At 39.1% G+C, this 17,310-nt stretch carries 24 protein-coding genes; 14 read left to right on the top strand and 10 right to left on the bottom strand.

Features of this window, described 5'->3' with window-relative positions; all coding sequences use genetic code 11:
* Positions 1 to 8 precede the first annotated feature (8 nt).
* Genes secA through B3C94_RS04055 form a run of 5 tightly spaced genes read left to right on the top strand, consistent with a single transcriptional unit; the run spans position 9 to position 6,064 of the window.
* On the top strand, positions 9 to 3,296 hold the full coding sequence (gene secA, locus B3C94_RS04075; RefSeq protein WP_293899416.1) for a preprotein translocase subunit SecA: 3,288 nt from the start codon (positions 9 to 11) through the stop codon (positions 3,294 to 3,296).
* 20 nt (positions 3,297 to 3,316) lie between these two features.
* Positions 3,317 to 3,775, top strand: coding sequence for an SPOR domain-containing protein (locus B3C94_RS04070; protein WP_293899413.1), 459 nt, complete (start codon positions 3,317 to 3,319; stop codon positions 3,773 to 3,775).
* A 13-nt stretch (positions 3,776 to 3,788) separates the two neighbouring features.
* Positions 3,789 to 4,979, top strand: a complete 1,191-nt coding sequence (locus B3C94_RS04065) for a M20 metallopeptidase family protein (protein WP_293899410.1) — start codon at positions 3,789 to 3,791, stop codon at positions 4,977 to 4,979.
* A gap of 9 nt (positions 4,980 to 4,988) precedes the next feature.
* Entirely contained in the window at positions 4,989 to 5,567 is a 579-nt protein-coding gene (locus B3C94_RS04060) for a thiamine pyrophosphokinase (protein WP_293899407.1), read from the top strand.
* The gene (locus B3C94_RS04055; protein WP_293899404.1) at positions 5,564 to 6,064 is read left to right on the top strand and encodes a GNAT family N-acetyltransferase; all 501 of its coding nucleotides are present in this window, start codon (positions 5,564 to 5,566) and stop codon (positions 6,062 to 6,064) included. The genes B3C94_RS04060 and B3C94_RS04055 overlap by 4 nt, the downstream gene beginning before the upstream one ends.
* On the opposite strand, the gene B3C94_RS04050 is transcribed toward B3C94_RS04055, so the two are convergent.
* Positions 6,061 to 7,365: a M20/M25/M40 family metallo-hydrolase gene (locus tag B3C94_RS04050; RefSeq protein WP_293899401.1), complete on the bottom strand. Its 1,305-nt coding sequence runs from the start codon at positions 7,363 to 7,365 to the stop codon at positions 6,061 to 6,063. The genes B3C94_RS04055 and B3C94_RS04050 overlap by 4 nt on opposite strands.
* 98 nt (positions 7,366 to 7,463) lie before the next feature.
* On the opposite strand from B3C94_RS04050, the gene B3C94_RS04045 reads away from it, so the two are divergent.
* Genes B3C94_RS04045 through B3C94_RS04035 form a run of 3 tightly spaced genes read left to right on the top strand, consistent with a single transcriptional unit; the run spans position 7,464 to position 8,314 of the window.
* Positions 7,464 to 7,778, top strand: a complete 315-nt coding sequence (locus B3C94_RS04045) for a rhodanese-like domain-containing protein (RefSeq protein WP_286591776.1) — start codon at positions 7,464 to 7,466, stop codon at positions 7,776 to 7,778.
* Between the two features lies 1 nt (position 7,779).
* A complete protein-coding gene (locus B3C94_RS04040; protein ID WP_293899392.1) occupies positions 7,780 to 8,079 on the top strand; it encodes a PLDc N-terminal domain-containing protein in 300 nt (99 codons plus the stop codon).
* A gap of 1 nt (position 8,080) precedes the next feature.
* On the top strand, positions 8,081 to 8,314 hold the full coding sequence (locus tag B3C94_RS04035) for a DUF6358 family protein (protein WP_293899389.1): 234 nt from the start codon (positions 8,081 to 8,083) through the stop codon (positions 8,312 to 8,314).
* 33 nt (positions 8,315 to 8,347) lie between these two features.
* On the opposite strand, the gene gcvT is transcribed toward B3C94_RS04035, so the two are convergent.
* The 6 genes from gcvT to B3C94_RS04005 form a co-directional block, all read right to left on the bottom strand.
* Entirely contained in the window at positions 8,348 to 9,430 is a 1,083-nt protein-coding gene (gcvT, locus tag B3C94_RS04030) for a glycine cleavage system aminomethyltransferase GcvT (RefSeq protein WP_293899386.1), read from the bottom strand.
* Between the two features lie 80 nt (positions 9,431 to 9,510).
* Positions 9,511 to 10,329 carry a DUF6929 family protein gene (locus B3C94_RS04025; protein ID WP_293899383.1) on the bottom strand — a complete coding sequence of 273 codons (819 nt, stop codon included), beginning with the start codon at positions 10,327 to 10,329 and terminating at the stop codon, positions 9,511 to 9,513.
* Entirely contained in the window at positions 10,323 to 11,015 is a 693-nt protein-coding gene (locus B3C94_RS04020) for a pseudouridine synthase (protein ID WP_293899380.1), read from the bottom strand. Before B3C94_RS04020 ends, B3C94_RS04025 begins: the two co-directional genes overlap by 7 nt.
* Before the next feature lies 1 nt (position 11,016).
* On the bottom strand, positions 11,017 to 11,385 hold the full coding sequence (locus tag B3C94_RS04015; RefSeq protein ID WP_293899377.1) for a DUF4359 domain-containing protein: 369 nt from the start codon (positions 11,383 to 11,385) through the stop codon (positions 11,017 to 11,019).
* Positions 11,386 to 11,525: 140 nt separating this feature from the next.
* Positions 11,526 to 12,017 (bottom strand): DUF4112 domain-containing protein, encoded by a 492-nt coding sequence (locus B3C94_RS04010; protein WP_293899374.1) that lies wholly within the window; start codon positions 12,015 to 12,017, stop codon positions 11,526 to 11,528.
* A 2-nt stretch (positions 12,018 to 12,019) separates the two neighbouring features.
* On the bottom strand, positions 12,020 to 12,736 hold the full coding sequence (locus B3C94_RS04005) for an SIMPL domain-containing protein (RefSeq protein WP_293899371.1): 717 nt from the start codon (positions 12,734 to 12,736) through the stop codon (positions 12,020 to 12,022).
* Between the two features lie 161 nt (positions 12,737 to 12,897).
* Between B3C94_RS04005 and B3C94_RS04000 the strand changes: the two genes are divergently transcribed.
* Both B3C94_RS04000 and B3C94_RS03995 read left to right on the top strand, forming a co-directional pair.
* Positions 12,898 to 13,089 carry a cold-shock protein gene (locus tag B3C94_RS04000; RefSeq protein ID WP_046672593.1) on the top strand — a complete coding sequence of 64 codons (192 nt, stop codon included), beginning with the start codon at positions 12,898 to 12,900 and terminating at the stop codon, positions 13,087 to 13,089.
* 151 nt (positions 13,090 to 13,240) lie between these two features.
* Entirely contained in the window at positions 13,241 to 13,435 is a 195-nt protein-coding gene (locus B3C94_RS03995) for a quinol oxidase subunit 4 (RefSeq protein WP_293899366.1), read from the top strand.
* A gap of 151 nt (positions 13,436 to 13,586) precedes the next feature.
* On the opposite strand, the gene B3C94_RS03990 is transcribed toward B3C94_RS03995, so the two are convergent.
* From B3C94_RS03990 to B3C94_RS03980, 3 genes are all read right to left on the bottom strand, one after another.
* Complete coding sequence (locus B3C94_RS03990) at positions 13,587 to 14,075, bottom strand: DUF805 domain-containing protein (protein ID WP_293899363.1); 489 nt, start codon at positions 14,073 to 14,075, stop codon at positions 13,587 to 13,589.
* 248 nt (positions 14,076 to 14,323) lie between these two features.
* On the bottom strand, positions 14,324 to 15,046 hold the full coding sequence (recO, locus tag B3C94_RS03985; protein ID WP_293899361.1) for a DNA repair protein RecO: 723 nt from the start codon (positions 15,044 to 15,046) through the stop codon (positions 14,324 to 14,326).
* Positions 15,036 to 15,281, bottom strand: a complete 246-nt coding sequence (locus B3C94_RS03980) for a signal peptidase (protein ID WP_293899358.1) — start codon at positions 15,279 to 15,281, stop codon at positions 15,036 to 15,038. Before B3C94_RS03980 ends, recO begins: the two co-directional genes overlap by 11 nt.
* Positions 15,282 to 15,498: 217 nt before the next feature.
* Between B3C94_RS03980 and rpmB the strand changes: the two genes are divergently transcribed.
* From rpmB to ftsY, 4 genes are all read left to right on the top strand, one after another.
* Complete coding sequence (rpmB, locus tag B3C94_RS03975) at positions 15,499 to 15,732, top strand: 50S ribosomal protein L28 (protein WP_046672597.1); 234 nt, start codon at positions 15,499 to 15,501, stop codon at positions 15,730 to 15,732.
* A gap of 76 nt (positions 15,733 to 15,808) precedes the next feature.
* Complete coding sequence (rpmG, locus tag B3C94_RS03970; RefSeq protein WP_002998409.1) at positions 15,809 to 15,991, top strand: 50S ribosomal protein L33; 183 nt, start codon at positions 15,809 to 15,811, stop codon at positions 15,989 to 15,991.
* 51 nt (positions 15,992 to 16,042) lie between these two features.
* A complete protein-coding gene (locus B3C94_RS03965; RefSeq protein WP_293899355.1) occupies positions 16,043 to 16,204 on the top strand; it encodes a DUF4295 domain-containing protein in 162 nt (53 codons plus the stop codon).
* A gap of 139 nt (positions 16,205 to 16,343) precedes the next feature.
* Positions 16,344 to 17,306, top strand: coding sequence for a signal recognition particle-docking protein FtsY (ftsY, locus tag B3C94_RS03960; protein WP_293899353.1), 963 nt, complete (start codon positions 16,344 to 16,346; stop codon positions 17,304 to 17,306).
* Positions 17,307 to 17,310: the final 4 nt, after the last annotated feature.

Below are 17,310 nucleotides of genomic sequence, written 5' to 3'. Positions count from 1 at the left end.
AAAAAATTATGTTAAAGTTTTTAAGTAAATTATTTGGAAGTAAATCCGAGAGAGATATCAAGGGAATTCAGCCTGTGGTAGACCAAATCAAAGCTGAATATGAGAAGCTTTCAAATCTAACCAATGACGAGTTACGTGCCAAGACCGTTGATTTCAAAGAAAGAATTAAGAATTACCTAGCAGATATTGACCAAGAGATTGATACGCTTAAAAAAGAGGCAGATCAAGACGAGGACGATATGGCAAAGAAAACTTCAATTTACGAGCAGGTGGACAAATTGTCCAAAGATCGTGACAAGAAGTTGGAAGAGGTATTGAAGGATATTTTACCAGAAGCATTCGCTGTAGTAAAAGAAACTTCGAGACGTTTGACAGAAAACGAAGAACTGGAGGTTACTGCCAATGATTTTGACAGGGAACTGGCCGTATACAAACCAAACGTTATTATCAATGGAGATAAAGCCATTTGGAAAAACAAATGGATGGCAGCCGGTACTGAGGTAACTTGGAACATGGTACACTATGATGTCCAATTAATTGGTGGTATTGTATTGCACAGTGGTAAAATTGCCGAGATGGCAACAGGTGAGGGTAAGACGTTGGTAGGAACACTTCCGACTTATCTAAACGCGCTATCTGGACAAGGTGTACACATTGTAACGGTGAATGATTACCTTGCCCGTCGTGACTCTGAATGGAATGCACCATTATTTGAATTCCATGGCTTATCTGTTGACTGTATTGATAAACATCAGCCAAATTCTCCACAACGCCGTAAAGCTTACCAATCGGATATCGTATATGGTACGAATAATGAGTTTGGTTTCGATTATCTGCGTGATAATATGGTTCAGACGCCAGACGCGCTGGTACAAGGAAAATTACATTTTGCCATGGTCGATGAGGTTGACTCTGTTTTGATTGATGATGCGCGTACACCATTGATTATCTCAGGTCCAATTCCTCGTGGCGATCAACATGAATTTTACCAATTGAAACCTCGTATCGAACGTTTGGTACATGTACAGAAAGCTTACATCAATACTGTTTTAAATGACGCTAAAAAGGCTTTGGCAGCAGGAGATTCTGATGTTGAAGGCGGTGGTTTGGCCTTGTTAAGAGCTTATAGAGGTTTGCCTAAAAATAAAGCTTTAATCAAGTTCTTAAGTGAAGGTGCTAATCGTTCTATCTTGCAAAAGGTAGAAAACTACTATATGCAAGAGCAAAATAAAAATATGCCTAAGGTGGATGCAGAACTTTATTTTGTGATTGATGAAAAGAACAATCAAGTAGAATTGACAGAAAAAGGAATTGAATTGATCACAGCAACAGGTGAGGATCCTTCATTCTTTATTTTACCGGATGTTGGTACTGAGATTGCTGAAATTGAAAAATCTTCGTTGACTTTGGAAGAAAAGGCAGCTCAAAAGGAGGATATGTTGCGTGATTATTCGATTAAAGCGGAGCGTATTCACTCGATCAATCAGCTGTTAAAAGCATATACTTTGTTTGAAAATGATGTTGAATATATCGTTGATGAAGGTAAAGTGAAAATTGTTGACGAGCAAACAGGTCGTATCATGGATGGTCGTCGTTACTCGGATGGTTTGCACCAGGCGATCGAAGCGAAAGAGAATGTGAAAGTTGAAGACGCGACACAAACTTATGCGACGATTACATTGCAAAACTACTTTCGGATGTACCACAAACTTTCGGGTATGACCGGTACTGCGTCAACAGAGGCTGGTGAGCTTTGGGAAATTTACAAATTGGATGTGGTCGAAATTCCGACTAATCGTGTTGCTCAACGCGATGACCGTCAGGATTTGATCTATCGTACAGCACGCGAAAAATACAATGCAGTAGCCGAAGAAATTCAACGTTTGACAGATGCGGGACGTCCAGTATTGGTCGGTACAACATCTGTTGAAATTTCTGAATTATTGAGCCGTATGCTTCAATTGCGTAAGATCAAACATAATGTACTGAATGCGAAGTTACACCAAAAAGAGGCTGATATCGTTGCTGAGGCGGGACGTCCAGGTCAGGTGACTATCGCGACGAATATGGCTGGTCGTGGTACGGATATTAAATTGACCGAAGAAGTTAAGAAAGCAGGTGGTCTTGCGATTATCGGTACTGAAAGACACGAATCCCGTCGTGTTGACCGTCAGTTACGTGGTCGTGCTGGTCGTCAGGGAGATCCAGGTTCATCGCAATTCTTCGTTTCTTTGGAAGATAACTTGATGCGCTTATTTGCTTCAGAGCGAATCTCTAACATCATGGTGAAAATGGGTGTTGAAGAGGGTGAAGTGATGCAACATAGTATGTTGACTAAATCCATCGAACGTGCACAACGTAAAGTGGAGGAGAATAACTTCGGTATCCGTAAACGTCTATTGGAATACGATGATGTGATGAACTCACAACGTACAGTAATCTATTCGAAGCGTAAAAATGCTTTGTTTGGAGAGCGTTTGGACGTGGATTTGAATAACATGATTTTTGATGTTGCGGAAGAAATTGTCGTTGAGGCCAAAGAACAAGGTAATTATGAAGATTTCCAAATTGAAGTAATCCGCATCTTTGCGATAACTCCAGAAATAACAGCAGAAGAATTTGCTCAAGGTAAAATCGAAGGCTTGACTGATCGTCTTTTCGAACATGCAATTAATGCTTACCATCATAAAATTGAAGCCGTTGGAGCTTTGACAGTCCCTGTATTGAATAATGTATATGCAGAAAGAGGTCAAATTGTCGAAAATGTAGTAATTCCATTTACTGATGGTATTCGCGGTATTCAGGTTTCAGCAAATTTGAAAAAAGCAATCGAAAGCAACGGTAAAGAAGTTTTCAAATCTTTCGAGAAAGGAATTGTATTGGCCTTGATCGATGAGGCTTGGAAAGAGCACTTGCGTGAAATGGATGATTTAAAACAATCCGTTCAAAATGCTGTTTATGAACAAAAAGATCCAATCATCATTTATAAAATGGAGGCATTTGATTTGTTTAAATCGATGTTGGCTTCTATGAATAAGGATGTGGTAAGCTTTATCTTCAAAGGAGAGATCCCTGGTCAAGAACCGACTTCAATGCAAGCTAGACAAGTACAGCAGGCTCCCGTGAAAACGGTTGAAACTAAAGCTGAATTGGCTTCGCCTACAGGGGTGAGTGAAGAAGATGTGAATGACGGGCCAAAAGAACCTGTTCGTAATGAAAATACTGTTGGGCGCAATGACGAATGTCCTTGTGGTTCAGGAAAAAAATATAAAAATTGCCACGGCGCAAATAACTAATCGATAAGAAAGGTTAAACTATGCTGAAGAGAGGATTGATTTTCATACATGCACTTGTGCTGTTTACGATTGTAAATGTGAATGCACAGGAAAAGGGAGGAGTCATTGTAACCAAGGATTCGTTGATTACACAGCTTCAAAATTTTAGGGCAGCTATGGGGATCAATCCTGTCGAAAGCAAAGCGACAGTGGTTCCTTCTAAGCCTATTGTCCGCTCAGCGGCAACACGGGTTAAAGTTAGAGGATTTCGCGTACAGATCTTCGCTGGATCAAACCGGAATCAGGCATTTTCGGAGCAGACACGTTTCCGAAGCATGTATAAAGATATTGATACCTATATTACCTATGATGAACCCAATTACCGCGTCAAAGTAGGTGATTTTAGAAGTCGCTCGGAGGCAAATGCTTTTATGCGCGAACTGCGTCAGTATTTTAGCAACGTCTTTGTTTTTTCAGAGAACGTTTTTGTGTATCAATAAATCAATCAACCTTATGGCAAGTACGAAAGAAAAAGTCCTGGCCTTAGCTCATCAATATTTTGAAGATACGGTTTCCAATCGTAGACATCTTCACCAAAATCCTGAACTTTCCTTCGAAGAATACAATACCTCGACATTTGTGAAAGCTCAACTGGATAAATTGGGAATTCCTTATGAGGCTAAAGCAGATACGGGCATTGTGGGTTTAATAACTGGAGAGCTGCCTTCAAATGAAGTTATTGCGTTGCGCGCAGATATGGATGCGTTGCCAATTCAAGAAGTGGAAGGACGGTCTTACGGATCCAACAATCCTGGGGTAATGCATGCTTGCGGCCATGATGTGCATACTTCTTCCCTTTTGGGGACAGCAAAAATATTACATAGTCTGAAAGCCGAATTTGGAGGTACGATAAAATTAATTTTCCAACCGGGAGAGGAACGTTTACCAGGGGGAGCATCTTTGATGATAAAAGAAGGGGCCTTACAGAATCCTGCTCCTTCGGCAATCATAGGACAGCATGTGATGCCTTTTATAGAAGTGGGAAAAGTTGGTTTCCGCGAAGGTAAATATATGGCTTCATGCGACGAGCTGTTCATGACTGTAAAAGGAAGAGGAGGACACGGTGCGCATCCGCATCAAAATATCGATCCCATTGTTATTACAGCACAGATTATTACGGCTTTACAACAGGTCGCCAGCCGATTTGCGGATCCTCGTACACCGACCGTCTTGTCGTTCGGAAAGATTATTGCTAATGGAGCGACAAATATTATTCCTGATCAGGTTTACCTGGAAGGCACATTCCGAACATTTGATGAGAAATGGCGTGCTGAAGCACACGAAAAAATGATTAAAATAGCGGTGGGTATTGCTGAAAGTATGGGCGCAACATGTGAATTTGAGGTCCGCAAGGGCTATCCTTTTCTAATTAACGAACCTGAACTGACTAAAAATGCACGGGCATTTGCCGAAGAATATCTTGGAAAGGAAAATGTTGTAGACCTAGATCTTTGGCCAGCAGCAGAAGATTTTTCTTATTATTCGCAGGAAATCAATGCTTGCTTTTATCGTTTGGGTACAGGTAACGTTGCACGTGGTATTTCCTCCGCTGTACATACGCCGACTTTTGACGTGGATGAAGCTTCTTTAGAGATCAGTACAGGATTGATGGCCTATATTACCCTGCGCAGGCTCGGATATTAAATAGACGTTATGTCATCTCATCATATTGTTAGAGAAAATCAAGAACCTGCTCTTCTGATTGAAGATCTTTCCCTCATTGATGAAGAAGATTTGGGACAGCTGCTCGAGTGGAGCCCAACGATTGTCATCGAAGAAGAAACGATTGATCTATTGGATGCACGAGGGTATAAGTTCGATATTGTTTTTACAAAAAATGCCATTAACGCGTCACAGGAGAACCTGAAGGTAATTTCTTATGATGTTGCTTTTCTAAAAGCTGCGATTGAATACCTTATAGCGCATCAATATAAAGCAGTAAATATCGTTTCGGATCAGTTGGATTTAGGCTATTATCGGCCCTATCTTGAGCAGATTAATATTGTCCTTTTCTCGAAAGGAATTCGTTATTATTTTGTGACAACGGGATTCACCAAATGGAAGCCGGCAGGGGAAAGGATCCGAATTGAGGGACTTGATGCTGATGAAAAAAATACACACGAAGGCTTGATTAAGATTGGTGACAACGAATACGAAATGGAAAAAGACGGCCTATTTGCCCTTAAATTTTCCCAAGTAAAATACATTTTAATAGGAGAAAAGATCGCATGATAACAATAGAATTGGCAGAACAAAGCGATATCAGACGGATTTCCAATATGGCGCATATTATTTGGCCAGTTACTTATGGAGAGATACTTTCACAGGACCAAATTGACTTTATGCTGGAAAAGAGCTATACCGTTGAAGGACTTGCAGAAAGCATGGTTAATGGCCAATTTTTCTATATTTTGAAAGAAGATGGTATCGGACAGGGATTCGTTGCCTTGCGAACGCTTGAAGATAAAATACGGATCGAAAAACTCTACTTGATGCCCGTCGTGCAGGGCAAAGGGTTTGGGAAGGTCTTGATAGACTTCGCTTCTGAAAAAGCAGTATTAAAAGGAAAGGATATTGTTGAACTCAATGTTAATAGAAATAACCCTGCTTACTATTTTTATTTGAAGCAGGGCTTTGAGGTGATCGAAACGGTCGATATTCCTTATTATGATTATGTCTTAAATGACTATGTGATGCAGAAGACAGTCAAGCCTTCGGCTGTATCTTAATCTTTTAGTTTTTCGACGCGAGAGGGAGTTTGTTTTCCCTCTACAATTCCTGAGGTACCTATAGCGATCGCCTCAATGCTGGAAATGATATTTTGTACATTTAAAGTCGATACTTCGTCTTTTACCGTATGGTAATATTCATCCTTATCCATTTGCGATGTTGAAAATGAATGCGCAGGGACCCCTTTAGCGGCTAATACAGCATTGTCGCTTCGATAGAACAGATTTTGTTTGGTATATGGATCCGGATAGAACCGGAAATTTGTGTTTTTTAGATTTTGCTGCATTAATTCTCCTAAATTAGAATGATCATATCCTGTAATATACACTGTATTAGGACCGAATTTTGAATCTTTTCCGATCATTTCCATGTTGATCATGGCAACCACCTGGTCTGCGTCAATATGGTTGGAAAAATATTTTGAACCGTACATGCCGAGTTCTTCTGCAGTAAAGGCAACAAAAATAAGTGTTCTTTCATTCTTGTTTTGTTTTTTGTAGTAATCCGCTAAGGTTAACATCGCCGTAACGCCAGAAGCGTCGTCATCAGCACCGTTGGCAATAGAATCTTGTCCTACAGCTGGAAGGATACCGATATGATCATAATGCCCCGAAAAGATCACATATTCGTTTGGTTTGCTTTTTCCGGGGATTATTCCCGCCACATTAAACAAGGGGAATTTTTGAAGTTCTCTTTTAATCTGAATCTGATATGTTGTTGGGATTTCCTTTGTCAGGAGATAAACAATCGATGGCTTCTGTTGCGTGGGTTGCTCGACAAACTTAGGCGAATTGAGCATTTTGCCAAAACGTACAAAATAACTTTCGAAAGCAGGGTCTACCAAGACAATTGTATTTTCTTTAGATAAGGAATGTTCCCTGAATACCTTCGCAAAATCATCGTTTGATTTTATTTCTGCTACTTTGATCTTGCTGTTATTATCCCATTGCAAATCCACATGATTGCCGAGGGAAATGATGTGATCAGCTGGAATACTCTTGTTATTGACAGTCGCGGATTTGCTTAAAGGGGAAATTTTATCCAATTGAAATGTTTGTCTAAAATTTTGTTCAGCATAAGGTTTTAATCCTATTCGTTTCATTTCGCTCGCGATAAAATCTGCCGCTGGTTCAATATCTTTTGTCAAGGCGGACCTGCCACGCATATCATCTGAAGCGAGGGTGTTGAGTATGCGGCCTACATCCTGGCGTTCTTGATCGGAAATAACTTGTTGTCCATATGTAATTGCCGAGATGGCAAATAGAGACATAGACAAAATAATTTTAGGTATTGAATTCATATAAAGCTTAGTAAAGTCTGGATGAAGATAAGGAAAATTCTACAAGTGGATTAAGGGCGGAAAAAATGTAGTATATTTGACTATTAAATTGTTTGAAAATGAAAGAAGTATCTGTACAAGAATTAAAGAATAAAATCGATAATAACGAAGATTTTCAATTGATTGATGTTCGTGAGCCTTTTGAATATGAAGTATCAAATTTAGATGGGTTGAACATCCCTCTTTCGGGTATACTGATTGAGGCGGATAAGATTGCAAAAGACAAACCTGTTATTGTCCAATGTCGTTCAGGAAAACGTTCTGCACAGGCGATTATGTTATTGGAACAACAGGGTTTTGATAACCTCGCAAATTTAAAAGGCGGTATCCTGGCTTGGAAAGAGGAAATCGATCCAGAGTTAGACGTTTATTAATATGAAGAATTTGGAGCATCAGACTAAACAAGCTTTCTTGTTTAGTCTTGCTTTTTATATCGTAGCTATTTTAGCACGATTGTTTAACCTAGGTATTTTCCCCATATTAGGCAGTCTTTCCATTCTATTATCTCTTTTATGGGTGATTTTGGTGCTAAGGGAGATCATGCTTTCAAGAACAGTTTCTAACACAGAAAGGATGTTTATGGCCCTAGCAATAGTTTTACTAAATGTTGTTGGTGGTGTATTTTATTTCTTTTTTGGCTGGAGAAAACAGGTGTTGGGATTAATGAAAAAATAATATGCTAAAGTATTTTATACTAAATATAGTTTTGAGTTTGGCCATTGTGTTTTTAGTCTACAGTGGTTTTGAAGGATATAAGGCCGGAAATATGCTGGTAACAGGGCTGTCCATTGCATTTTTGGTCGTTTTGATATACCTCCGTGTGGTTTTGAGTAAAAGAGTGCGGGCGCTTATCCAGGAAAAGGAGAGTAGCACAAAGCAGCAACCAGCAGTCAAACAAAAGAAAAAGTAAATAAAAAAGCCTGCATTAAGCAGGCTTTTTTGATTACTTAACAAACGGTGGTTTTGTTACTCTTGCTTTTACTTTTTGATTGCGGATCAGAATGAAAATATCGGTTCCGTCTTTGGAAAAGGCTGTGTCAACATAACCTAAGCCAACTGATTTTTTCAATGTTGGTGATTGCGTACCCGAAGTAACACGTCCGATTACATTTCCGTCTGCATCAACAATTTCATAATCATGACGAGGAATTCCTCGGTCGATCATTTCTAGTCCTACAAGTTTTTTCTTTAGTCCAGCCTCTTTCTCCGCTTTTAATGCCGCAGCGTTAACGAAGTCTTTTGTAAATTTAGTTACCCAGCCTAGTCCAGCCTCCAAAGGAGATGTCGTGTCATCGATATCATTTCCGTACAGGCAGAAACCCATTTCTAAGCGTAAAGTGTCACGTGCACCCAAACCAATCGGTTTGATGTCGTAAGCTTTTCCAGCTTCGAAGATAGCATCCCAAACTTTTTGAGCATCTTCATTGGCTACATAGATTTCAAAACCTCCGGCACCGGTATATCCTGTTGCAGAGACCAAGACATTCTCCACACCTGCAAATGTACCTTTTGCAAAGGTGTAATATTCCATCGGAGCCAATTCAATATCTGTAAGCGATTGGAGTGCATCTGCAGCTTTTGGACCTTGCACCGCAAATAAAGAGGTTTGATCTGAGATATTCTTCATCTCTACACCATCAGTATTGTACTTTGAAATCCAGTTCCAGTCTTTCTCAATATTTGATGCATTTACAACCAAAAAATATGTCTTATCGTCTATACGGTATGTTAGGAAGTCATCAACTACACCACCAGTTTCATTTGGGATATAAGCATATTGAACTTTGCCATCGTATAATTTTGACACATCATTGGAAGAGATTTTCTGAAGTAGATCCAAGGCTTTTTCACCTTTCAGGATGAATTCACCCATGTGACTTACATCAAAAACTCCTACACCTGTACGAACTGTTTCGTGCTCATCGTTGATGCCTGTGTATTGTACTGGCATGTTGAAGCCTGCAAAGGGAACCATTTTTGCTCCTAAAGCAATGTGCGTCTCCGAAAGGGCAGTATTTTTTAACATAAAAATTAAGTTTTAATCAGCTACAAATTTAATAAAATATACGTGATTCCTAGCTGTGAATCTATTTTAGAGCAATCGATTTAATTGCTTATTTTCAGTGAATAAATCGTGAGGTCATTATCCTCGCTATCGGTATCTTCACAAAGCAGGAAAACTAAGCCTTGCGCCGTTTTTTCTTTTAAGGTGATTCCTTCAAATTTGTGTTTTTCGGGGATTTCAAACGTCTCTGGTTTAGCAGTTAAGTCTGAAGGCAGTTTCCCAAGGATTGACCCCCCTATTTCTCCATCCAGATAGGTGGATTTCGCATCCTCTGCTGTAGCGATAAAATAGATTTCGCTTCCGACCAATATGGCATCTGAAAAACCTGTCGGAATACCATTGAGTTTGGGCAGTTCCATCGGGATGCATCTCGATTTATCCCTGGCCAGCGGATGATATTCCAGAATGGCATTAATGCCTTTTGGACCATTTCCCCGATTGAAAAATAAGATCTTATCGTGTAAATGAACGACCCCTTCAATGTTGAAGTCCTCTCCGGAAATGTTGAATTCGTCCATTAAAAAAGAATAGACCTGACTATAGTCTTCCTGAGTGACAGTTTTGCCATCCCAAGTAAAACGACTTTTCCTTTTGGGGGTTGACCCTGAGCCGTAGAGATAATAGCGGTTTCCGTCGAAAGCAATGGACTCTAAGTCCATTTTATCTGCTTTGGCAATGTTTTCCATTGAGTGGGACTGCTGCAGTACCGTTTTGGACAATTTTTGATCAGTTAAGTGATAACTATAGATATAATTGCTGTTGTCCGATACGATATGGATCTGATTATCGTGATAAACAATACCTGAAGCTGCGGTAATCCCAGAGATGCTGATAAAGGCTTCGAGAATTAATTTTAACATACTTCGTTGAGATTTAATAATTCCAGTACGCGGATGAAATCAGGTTGTAAAGTTGCTTTTATGTGTACATCTTCTCCCGATAGCGGGTGTTTAAAGGTTAGCTCTGACGCATGCAGCAACATGGTGTCCATTTGGTATGTTTCTTTCCAGAACTTATTTTGCTTATTGCAGCCATGAGGACGGTCTCCAATAATAGGATGAAAGATATGGGCAAAGTGCCGCCGCAGCTGATGCATACGACCCGTAATAGGGTTCGCTTCGACAAGGCTGTAACGCGATGTCGAAAATTTTCCGAACGGAATATCCACTTCGCGCTGAGCAAGTAGGCGAAAGGAGGTTTGTGCCTCCTGTGTTGTACCATCGTCCCTTTTTAAAGGATAATCTATCAGACCCTCCACCGGAGCGAAACCTCTCAGCAAGGCCAGGTATTTTTTGTCGATCTGACGTTCCTGAAAGCTCTTTTGTAAGTACTGATCAGTCTCTTTGTTCAATGAAAATAATAAGATCCCACCAGTTTTTCTATCCAGGCGATGGGCCGGATAGACAGTTTTTCCCAACTGGTCCCTTAATAATTGGAGCGCAAACTCCGAAGCATCGCGTGCAATGGAAGAGCGGTGGACCAATAGTCCATGGGGTTTATTGATTGCGACAATGGATTCGTCTTCGTATAGTATTTCTAAGGGCATATTAGATCTTTTTCAATGCAGCAATAATTTCGTCTGCTTTTTCGTCAATTTTGGGACTTAGCCAGATATGCTTAAATGCCCCTCCGCCTATAATCTGTTCGGTACCCTGCCATTTGATTTTCGTCAAGGAGAATAAATAGTAGTTGTCTACTACAACCGAGCTTTGGATAAACCTATCAACAATGTCCTTACCGAAGAGCTGCATACCCAATCCGAAAAATTCCTGATCCTTTGCGTGAAGTTGACTTTTTAGGAGCTGTTCGGCTTTTGCGCGTACAATTTTCTCATGGTCCTCTTTACTTGGGTTCGTCAAAATTGCAGCTAGCATGATCAGGATCAATAGCAGTGCGAATATTCTTTTTTTACTCATTTTTTTCAATTCTAGTTTTAGATGATATCATACACCTATAGTGATCAAAATTATTAAATAGATATCAGATATGTGGAATCGTTTTGTGGGAAAAGCCCAGGATAACTGCTTTATCTATGGGAAAGTCGCAAACTGTACTTTTAGATGCCGTTCAATAAGGAAAATGCCCAGCTAAATAAAGTCCAGATCAGGTAAAATGTAACACCGATTAATATAAAAAAGACAGCGAGTATACTGATTATAATCCCTACGCCGGAACCTGTATGTTTTCCTTCGTAATAGTGCTGTCGCAGTAATTTGATGTTCTTTTCGTTGGCCTTGCTAAAAAAGTCGAAAAGGTTTCCTAAGAAAGGGATGCTGCCTAAAACAGCATCGAAGGAGATGTTGAGCAGCATGCGGATCACTAATTTTGGACTGGCTCCATTACGCCACATGGCTATGACAAGTACTAAAGATGTCCCAAACCCCGCTATTGCACCACCTAGGGGAATAAGATTCAAGATTGGATCTAATCCGAAGCGGAAGTTGCCAATCTTGAATTGATTATCCATCAACCAGGATATTCGGTCAATCCAACCGAAATCCTGGTCGATTTTTTTTAATTTATTTTCAGTAGACAGTTCTCTGCGCATGTCTATAATAACTCGAATGAAGCGCTGATTTCACTCGTCACTTTCATCGGTCTGATATTCAAGTCAAGTCCATTGCCGCCAGCACTATCCGCCGCTTCAGCCATAGCGCCTTTATACATTGCATTGCGCATCATAGGCTGCGCGCCAAAGATAATTTGCTGTGGAGTTTCCGATAATACAATCGCTTTACCAATTTTTTGACCTGCTGCTTCTGCTAGAATCTGCGCATTGACTTTGGCATCCAGTACAGCTTTCGTCTTTAGATTTTTCTCCAGTTCCTTTTTCTTTGAATAATCATATTCGCTGATGTAAGTACTTTGGATACCTGCTTTGTCAACACCATCTAGCAGCTGATCTAAATTATTCAAATTGGTCACCTTGACGCGGTATTGTCTAGACAGCAAGATATCGGTGTCTTTTTTCTTTTTGTCGGGCACATTGTAACTCCAGATATTTTGGATCGTAAAATCTTCTTTTTTTACACCGGCCTTTATGGCCGAGTCAAACAGATCTTTTTCTAGTTTGTCAATAGCCGCTTTTTTCTTGGTATTGCCGTTCTCATAAAACTCTTTTAGGGTAACATCGATATATATAATATCTGGTGTTACTTCTTCTTCTGCACGGCCTACCGTGGATACAAATTCTTTATTAACCATTTGTTGCGCGTTTACTTGAGTCATCAAACCTAAAAAGGCTAGTCCTAATAATATTTTTTTCATATTTATTGTCTTAAAGTTTTATAATAATACGATTGTCATTATCGCTTTGCTACAAGATTGGAGCCAAAGTTTACGAAAAAGTTTAACGGATAAAAAAAATAAAAAGGTTAAGATTTTTGATTTTATTTCTATACCTTTAGGGAAATTAATAATATAGTGCCATGCAAGAAGGTAAAGTAAAATTCTTTAATGAGACCAAAGGTTTCGGTTTCATCATCCCTAACTCAGGCGAGAGCGAAATTTTTGTTCACGTTTCTGGATTAGTAGACAAAGTTCGTGAGAATGACAATGTATCTTACGAAGTTGAACAAGGCCGTAAAGGTCTTAATGCGGTAAATGTAAGAGTTATCTAATTAGATTGAAGATATATTTATTGTGAAAAAGCCTATGCGAACAGCATGGGCTTTTTTATTATAAAATAATGGGAGAGTGGTGAGTGGATTTACTTGCTAAAATAATTTGGACTGATAATTGTAAGAGCTTATTTAAAAATATTCAGTGAAGATGAAACGAATTTTAGTATTGGGATTGTCCATTGTTATTGCTATTTCCATGTCGGCATGTTATTCAACACACCATCATCATAGTCATGGACGTGGACCCAAAAAGATGCCTCCTGGACAGGCTAAAAAATATTACGGTGAGCAGTCCGCCCGTGATTTTGCTCCTGGGCAGCAGAAGAAAAAACACAGACATTAGTTGTTTGTAAATTTCCCTCAACGTTGGAATGTATGATTACTTTCTATGGAAAATTTCTTTTTGACTAGCATCGACTAGTAGAGAAAACGTAGAAAATGGCATAAAAAAAGCTTTCACAAATCTTGTGAAAGCTTTTTTTATGTGGTTAGATCTATGCAAATGGATCCTTATCAGGTGCCGGCGGTATTGGATTAGATGGCTGCGAACTTCCAAATGGATCCTGTGGACGAGAAGAACCAAAAGGATCTTGGCTTTGGTTAAATGGATGATTCGTGCCATTTTCTATTGCTTTCGGATCTGGACCATATTGATTTGAAGCCTTGTCGCCTTCTAAAACCAATAAGTAGAGCAGATAAATCCATCCAATAAACGGAATCAATACAACTAATATAAACCAGCCCGATTTATTGGTATCGTGTAATCTTCTTACTGTAACGGCTAGGCCCGGAATCAGTAGGGCTAAACTTACTAGACCGGAGACGTAAGTAAATAAGCTCGCAATTTGCCCCAGTATTGCAAATACCGCACTAATGATAAGATTTGCGAGAAAAAACATCCAATATTCTTTTCGGCGGGCTCTCCCCTCAAAATTTGCGTAGTTGTCTCGGACAACTTTTAAAAAGGCTTCTTTAAGTTCCATATCTTTTAATACTTTTTTAGGTGAAAATGATGTTAGTAAACCAAATGTTATTTCAATTTTGTTACAATAAATGTACCAAGAATTTATCCAAGAGAACAATTATTATAATAGGATAAGTGTTTGGCGGAGTTACAGTTGCTAGTTTGAGTGGAAGAGTATATATTCTTATTTGTGCAGTAGTCGTCCGTCTTTTTGGGTTTGATGAAAGAATGGAATTAGCTTTTGAACGGTAAAATTTGTTGCTGTTATTACCTAAAAATCTCTTCGAGTATATAGAGCGATTTTATTTCTTTAAAATTTGTGCGATGGAGTCGATAGAAGTCCAATACCTTTTCTAATAAGAACTGCCGGTCTGAACTGGTCATTTTGATCCGATCGCAATTAGAATACTCTGATTCGATTAAATTTCTGAAAATTGAAGTATGTGGTTCTTGCAATACCAGAGGATGTTCAGGAAGACTGTTGGAGAAAGTAGCCTCATGCAGATTGAAATAGGGTAGGTCCTGTTTTGATTCAGCAGGATGGAATCCGAGAAAACGTGTCAGTTTGATTAAGAAGACGAGATGAAAATTGGCTAGATTTAAATGAGTTTCATCCAGCCAGCAGATAGAGTGATGGATAAATTCAAAAAGGTAGCTGTCGTTTTCTTGTTCCTTCAGAATTTTATAGAGTATTTCATTCAGAAAAAGAGCGAGCGAGCTTTTGACAATATCATAGGGGATTTCTTGTAAAGCAGGGACTTGACGAGCTTCGGAAATCCGCTGCAGCGAACCATTGTCTTTGTGAGTGGCGACAATTTCAAGTAAATGTAAGGGTTGAAGGATATTGGCCTTGATCTTCGCTTTAGGCTTCCTTGCTCCGGTAATCAGGTAGGATTGCATACCGAAGACTTCTGTATATATCTGGGCAACAAGGCTACTTTCCGAATAGTTGGTCGTTTTTAAGACTATACCTCTAGTTTTATTCAGCATCTCCTTCTTTTTCTTTTTTATGAGCTTCTTCACGCATCTCAATAATGGCATTTCGGTCCACTTTGCGAATCATCCGATAGATTAACGTAAGGAAGCCGATGCTAAATACGATGACCCCGGCAAGCATAGCGAGTTTATACCAATTAGAACGCTGTTCCATAAGGTAATATCCCAAGATGACCAGCAGAACACCGATGATTATTTCCCTTAGACCCTTGCGAAGATATTTGTTCATAAATGTGAATTGCTGAAAACTATTTTTCTTTACAAAGCAAATATAATACAATAAAATCCTTTATTTTTGCCATTACCATTCCTGTGTAGAACTATTTTTAAAAATAATTCCCATAATCTTGTTGCTTATCTAAAAAAAAATATAGATATTTGCAAACTCTTTGCAGAGAGTGCAAAGGATTAACATATTGTAATAAAGACAACAAAAAAATAATATCATGTCAAGAATTTGTGATTTAACAGGCAAAGCGGCGTTAACAGGAAATAACGTTTCTCACTCAAACGTTAAAACTAAACGTAAATTCTATCCAAATTTACAAACGAAACGTTTTTACATTCCAGAAGAAGATCGTTGGATTACGTTGAAAGTATCTACTTCTGCTATCAAGACTATCAACAAGAACGGGATTACAGCAGCGATCAATAAATTTATCGTTAAAGGGTCAATCTAATTGATTATCTCGCCTGTTACATTAAGATTATTCATGAATTTCAATCCTATAATAGGATTCAAAATAAAGTAAAACAATGGCTAAAAAAGGAAATAGAGTACAAGTTATCTTAGAATGTACTGAACACAAAGAAAGTGGTCTTCCGGGAATGTCTCGTTACATCACTACTAAAAACAAAAAGAACACAACTGAGCGTTTAGAGTTGAAAAAATTCAACCCAGTATTGAGAAAAGTTACTGTTCATAAAGAAATTAAGTAATTCACCCATCTTGGCACTTGCAATGAGGGCTGAGTAAAATATTAATATACCATGGCAAAGAAAGCAGTTGCATCGTTACAAAAAGGTGGCGGTAAAGAATTTACAAAGGTTATTATTACTACTAAATCTGCAAAAACTGGCGCATATACATTCAAAGAAGGTATGATTCACAATGATAAAGTGAAAGAGGCAGTTGCAGCAGCTCAAAAATAACTAGTAGTATTTTCCTTTTTTAAAGTTTTTCTTTAAAAAGAATTCGATAAAAATAGCCGTTTTGGTATCCTACCGAAAGGGCTTTTTTTGTTGAGGACATTTGTTTATATTTGAACATCAATTTTCACTACAACACTCCATGGGATTATTTGATTTCTTTAAGAAAAAACCACAAACGCAAGAAGAAGAACAGGCCTTAGATAGGGGACTGGAAAAAACAAAAGAAGGATTTCTTTCCAAAATAACAAAAGCAGTCGTCGGTAAGTCAACAGTCGATGATGATGTATTGGACAATTTGGAAGAGGTTTTGGTTACTTCTGATGTAGGGGTTACAACTACTTTAAAGATCATTGATCGCATACAAGCCCGCGTAGCCCGCGATAAATATGTCTCTACTTCCGAGTTAAACAGCTTGCTAAAAGAGGAGATTCAAACCTTATTGGCAGAAAATAACAGTGCTGATTTTGAGAATTTCAATTACGGTGATCATAAACCCTATGTCATTATGGTTGTCGGTGTTAACGGAGTCGGTAAAACGACTACCATTGGCAAGCTCGCTCACCAGCTTAAACAAGCTGGCAGTAAAGTTGTGCTGGGCGCAGCAGATACCTTTCGCGCAGCGGCGGTTGATCAGCTTAAATTATGGGGAGAGCGTGTGGGCGTACGTGTCGTAGCTCAGGCAATGGGCTCGGATCCCGCTTCAGTAGCCTATGATACTGTAAAATCGGCCGTAGCAAATGGAGAGGACGTGTGTATCATTGATACCGCAGGTCGTTTGCACAATAAGGTCGGTTTAATGAATGAGCTGACCAAGATCAAGAATGTGATGCAGAAGGTTGTCCCTGGTGCACCACATGAAATTTTATTGGTTCTAGATGCTTCTACTGGGCAAAATGCGATTGAACAATGTACGCAATTTACGCAGGCTACAGATGTGAATGCTTTGGCATTGACAAAGCTTGATGGAACCGCCAAAGGCGGTGTCGTAATTGGTATATCCGATCAATTTAAGATTCCGGTGAAATACATTGGTGTAGGCGAAAAAATTGGTGATCTTCAGTTGTTTAACAAAAAGGAATTTGTAGACTCCCTTTTTAAATAGAGTC

Source organism: Sphingobacterium sp. UBA5670, from assembly GCF_002420705.1.
Lineage (GTDB): Bacteria > Bacteroidota > Bacteroidia > Sphingobacteriales > Sphingobacteriaceae > Sphingobacterium.
Note: the sequence above shows the minus strand (reverse complement) of the source record. Positions and strands in the feature narration are given on the sequence as shown.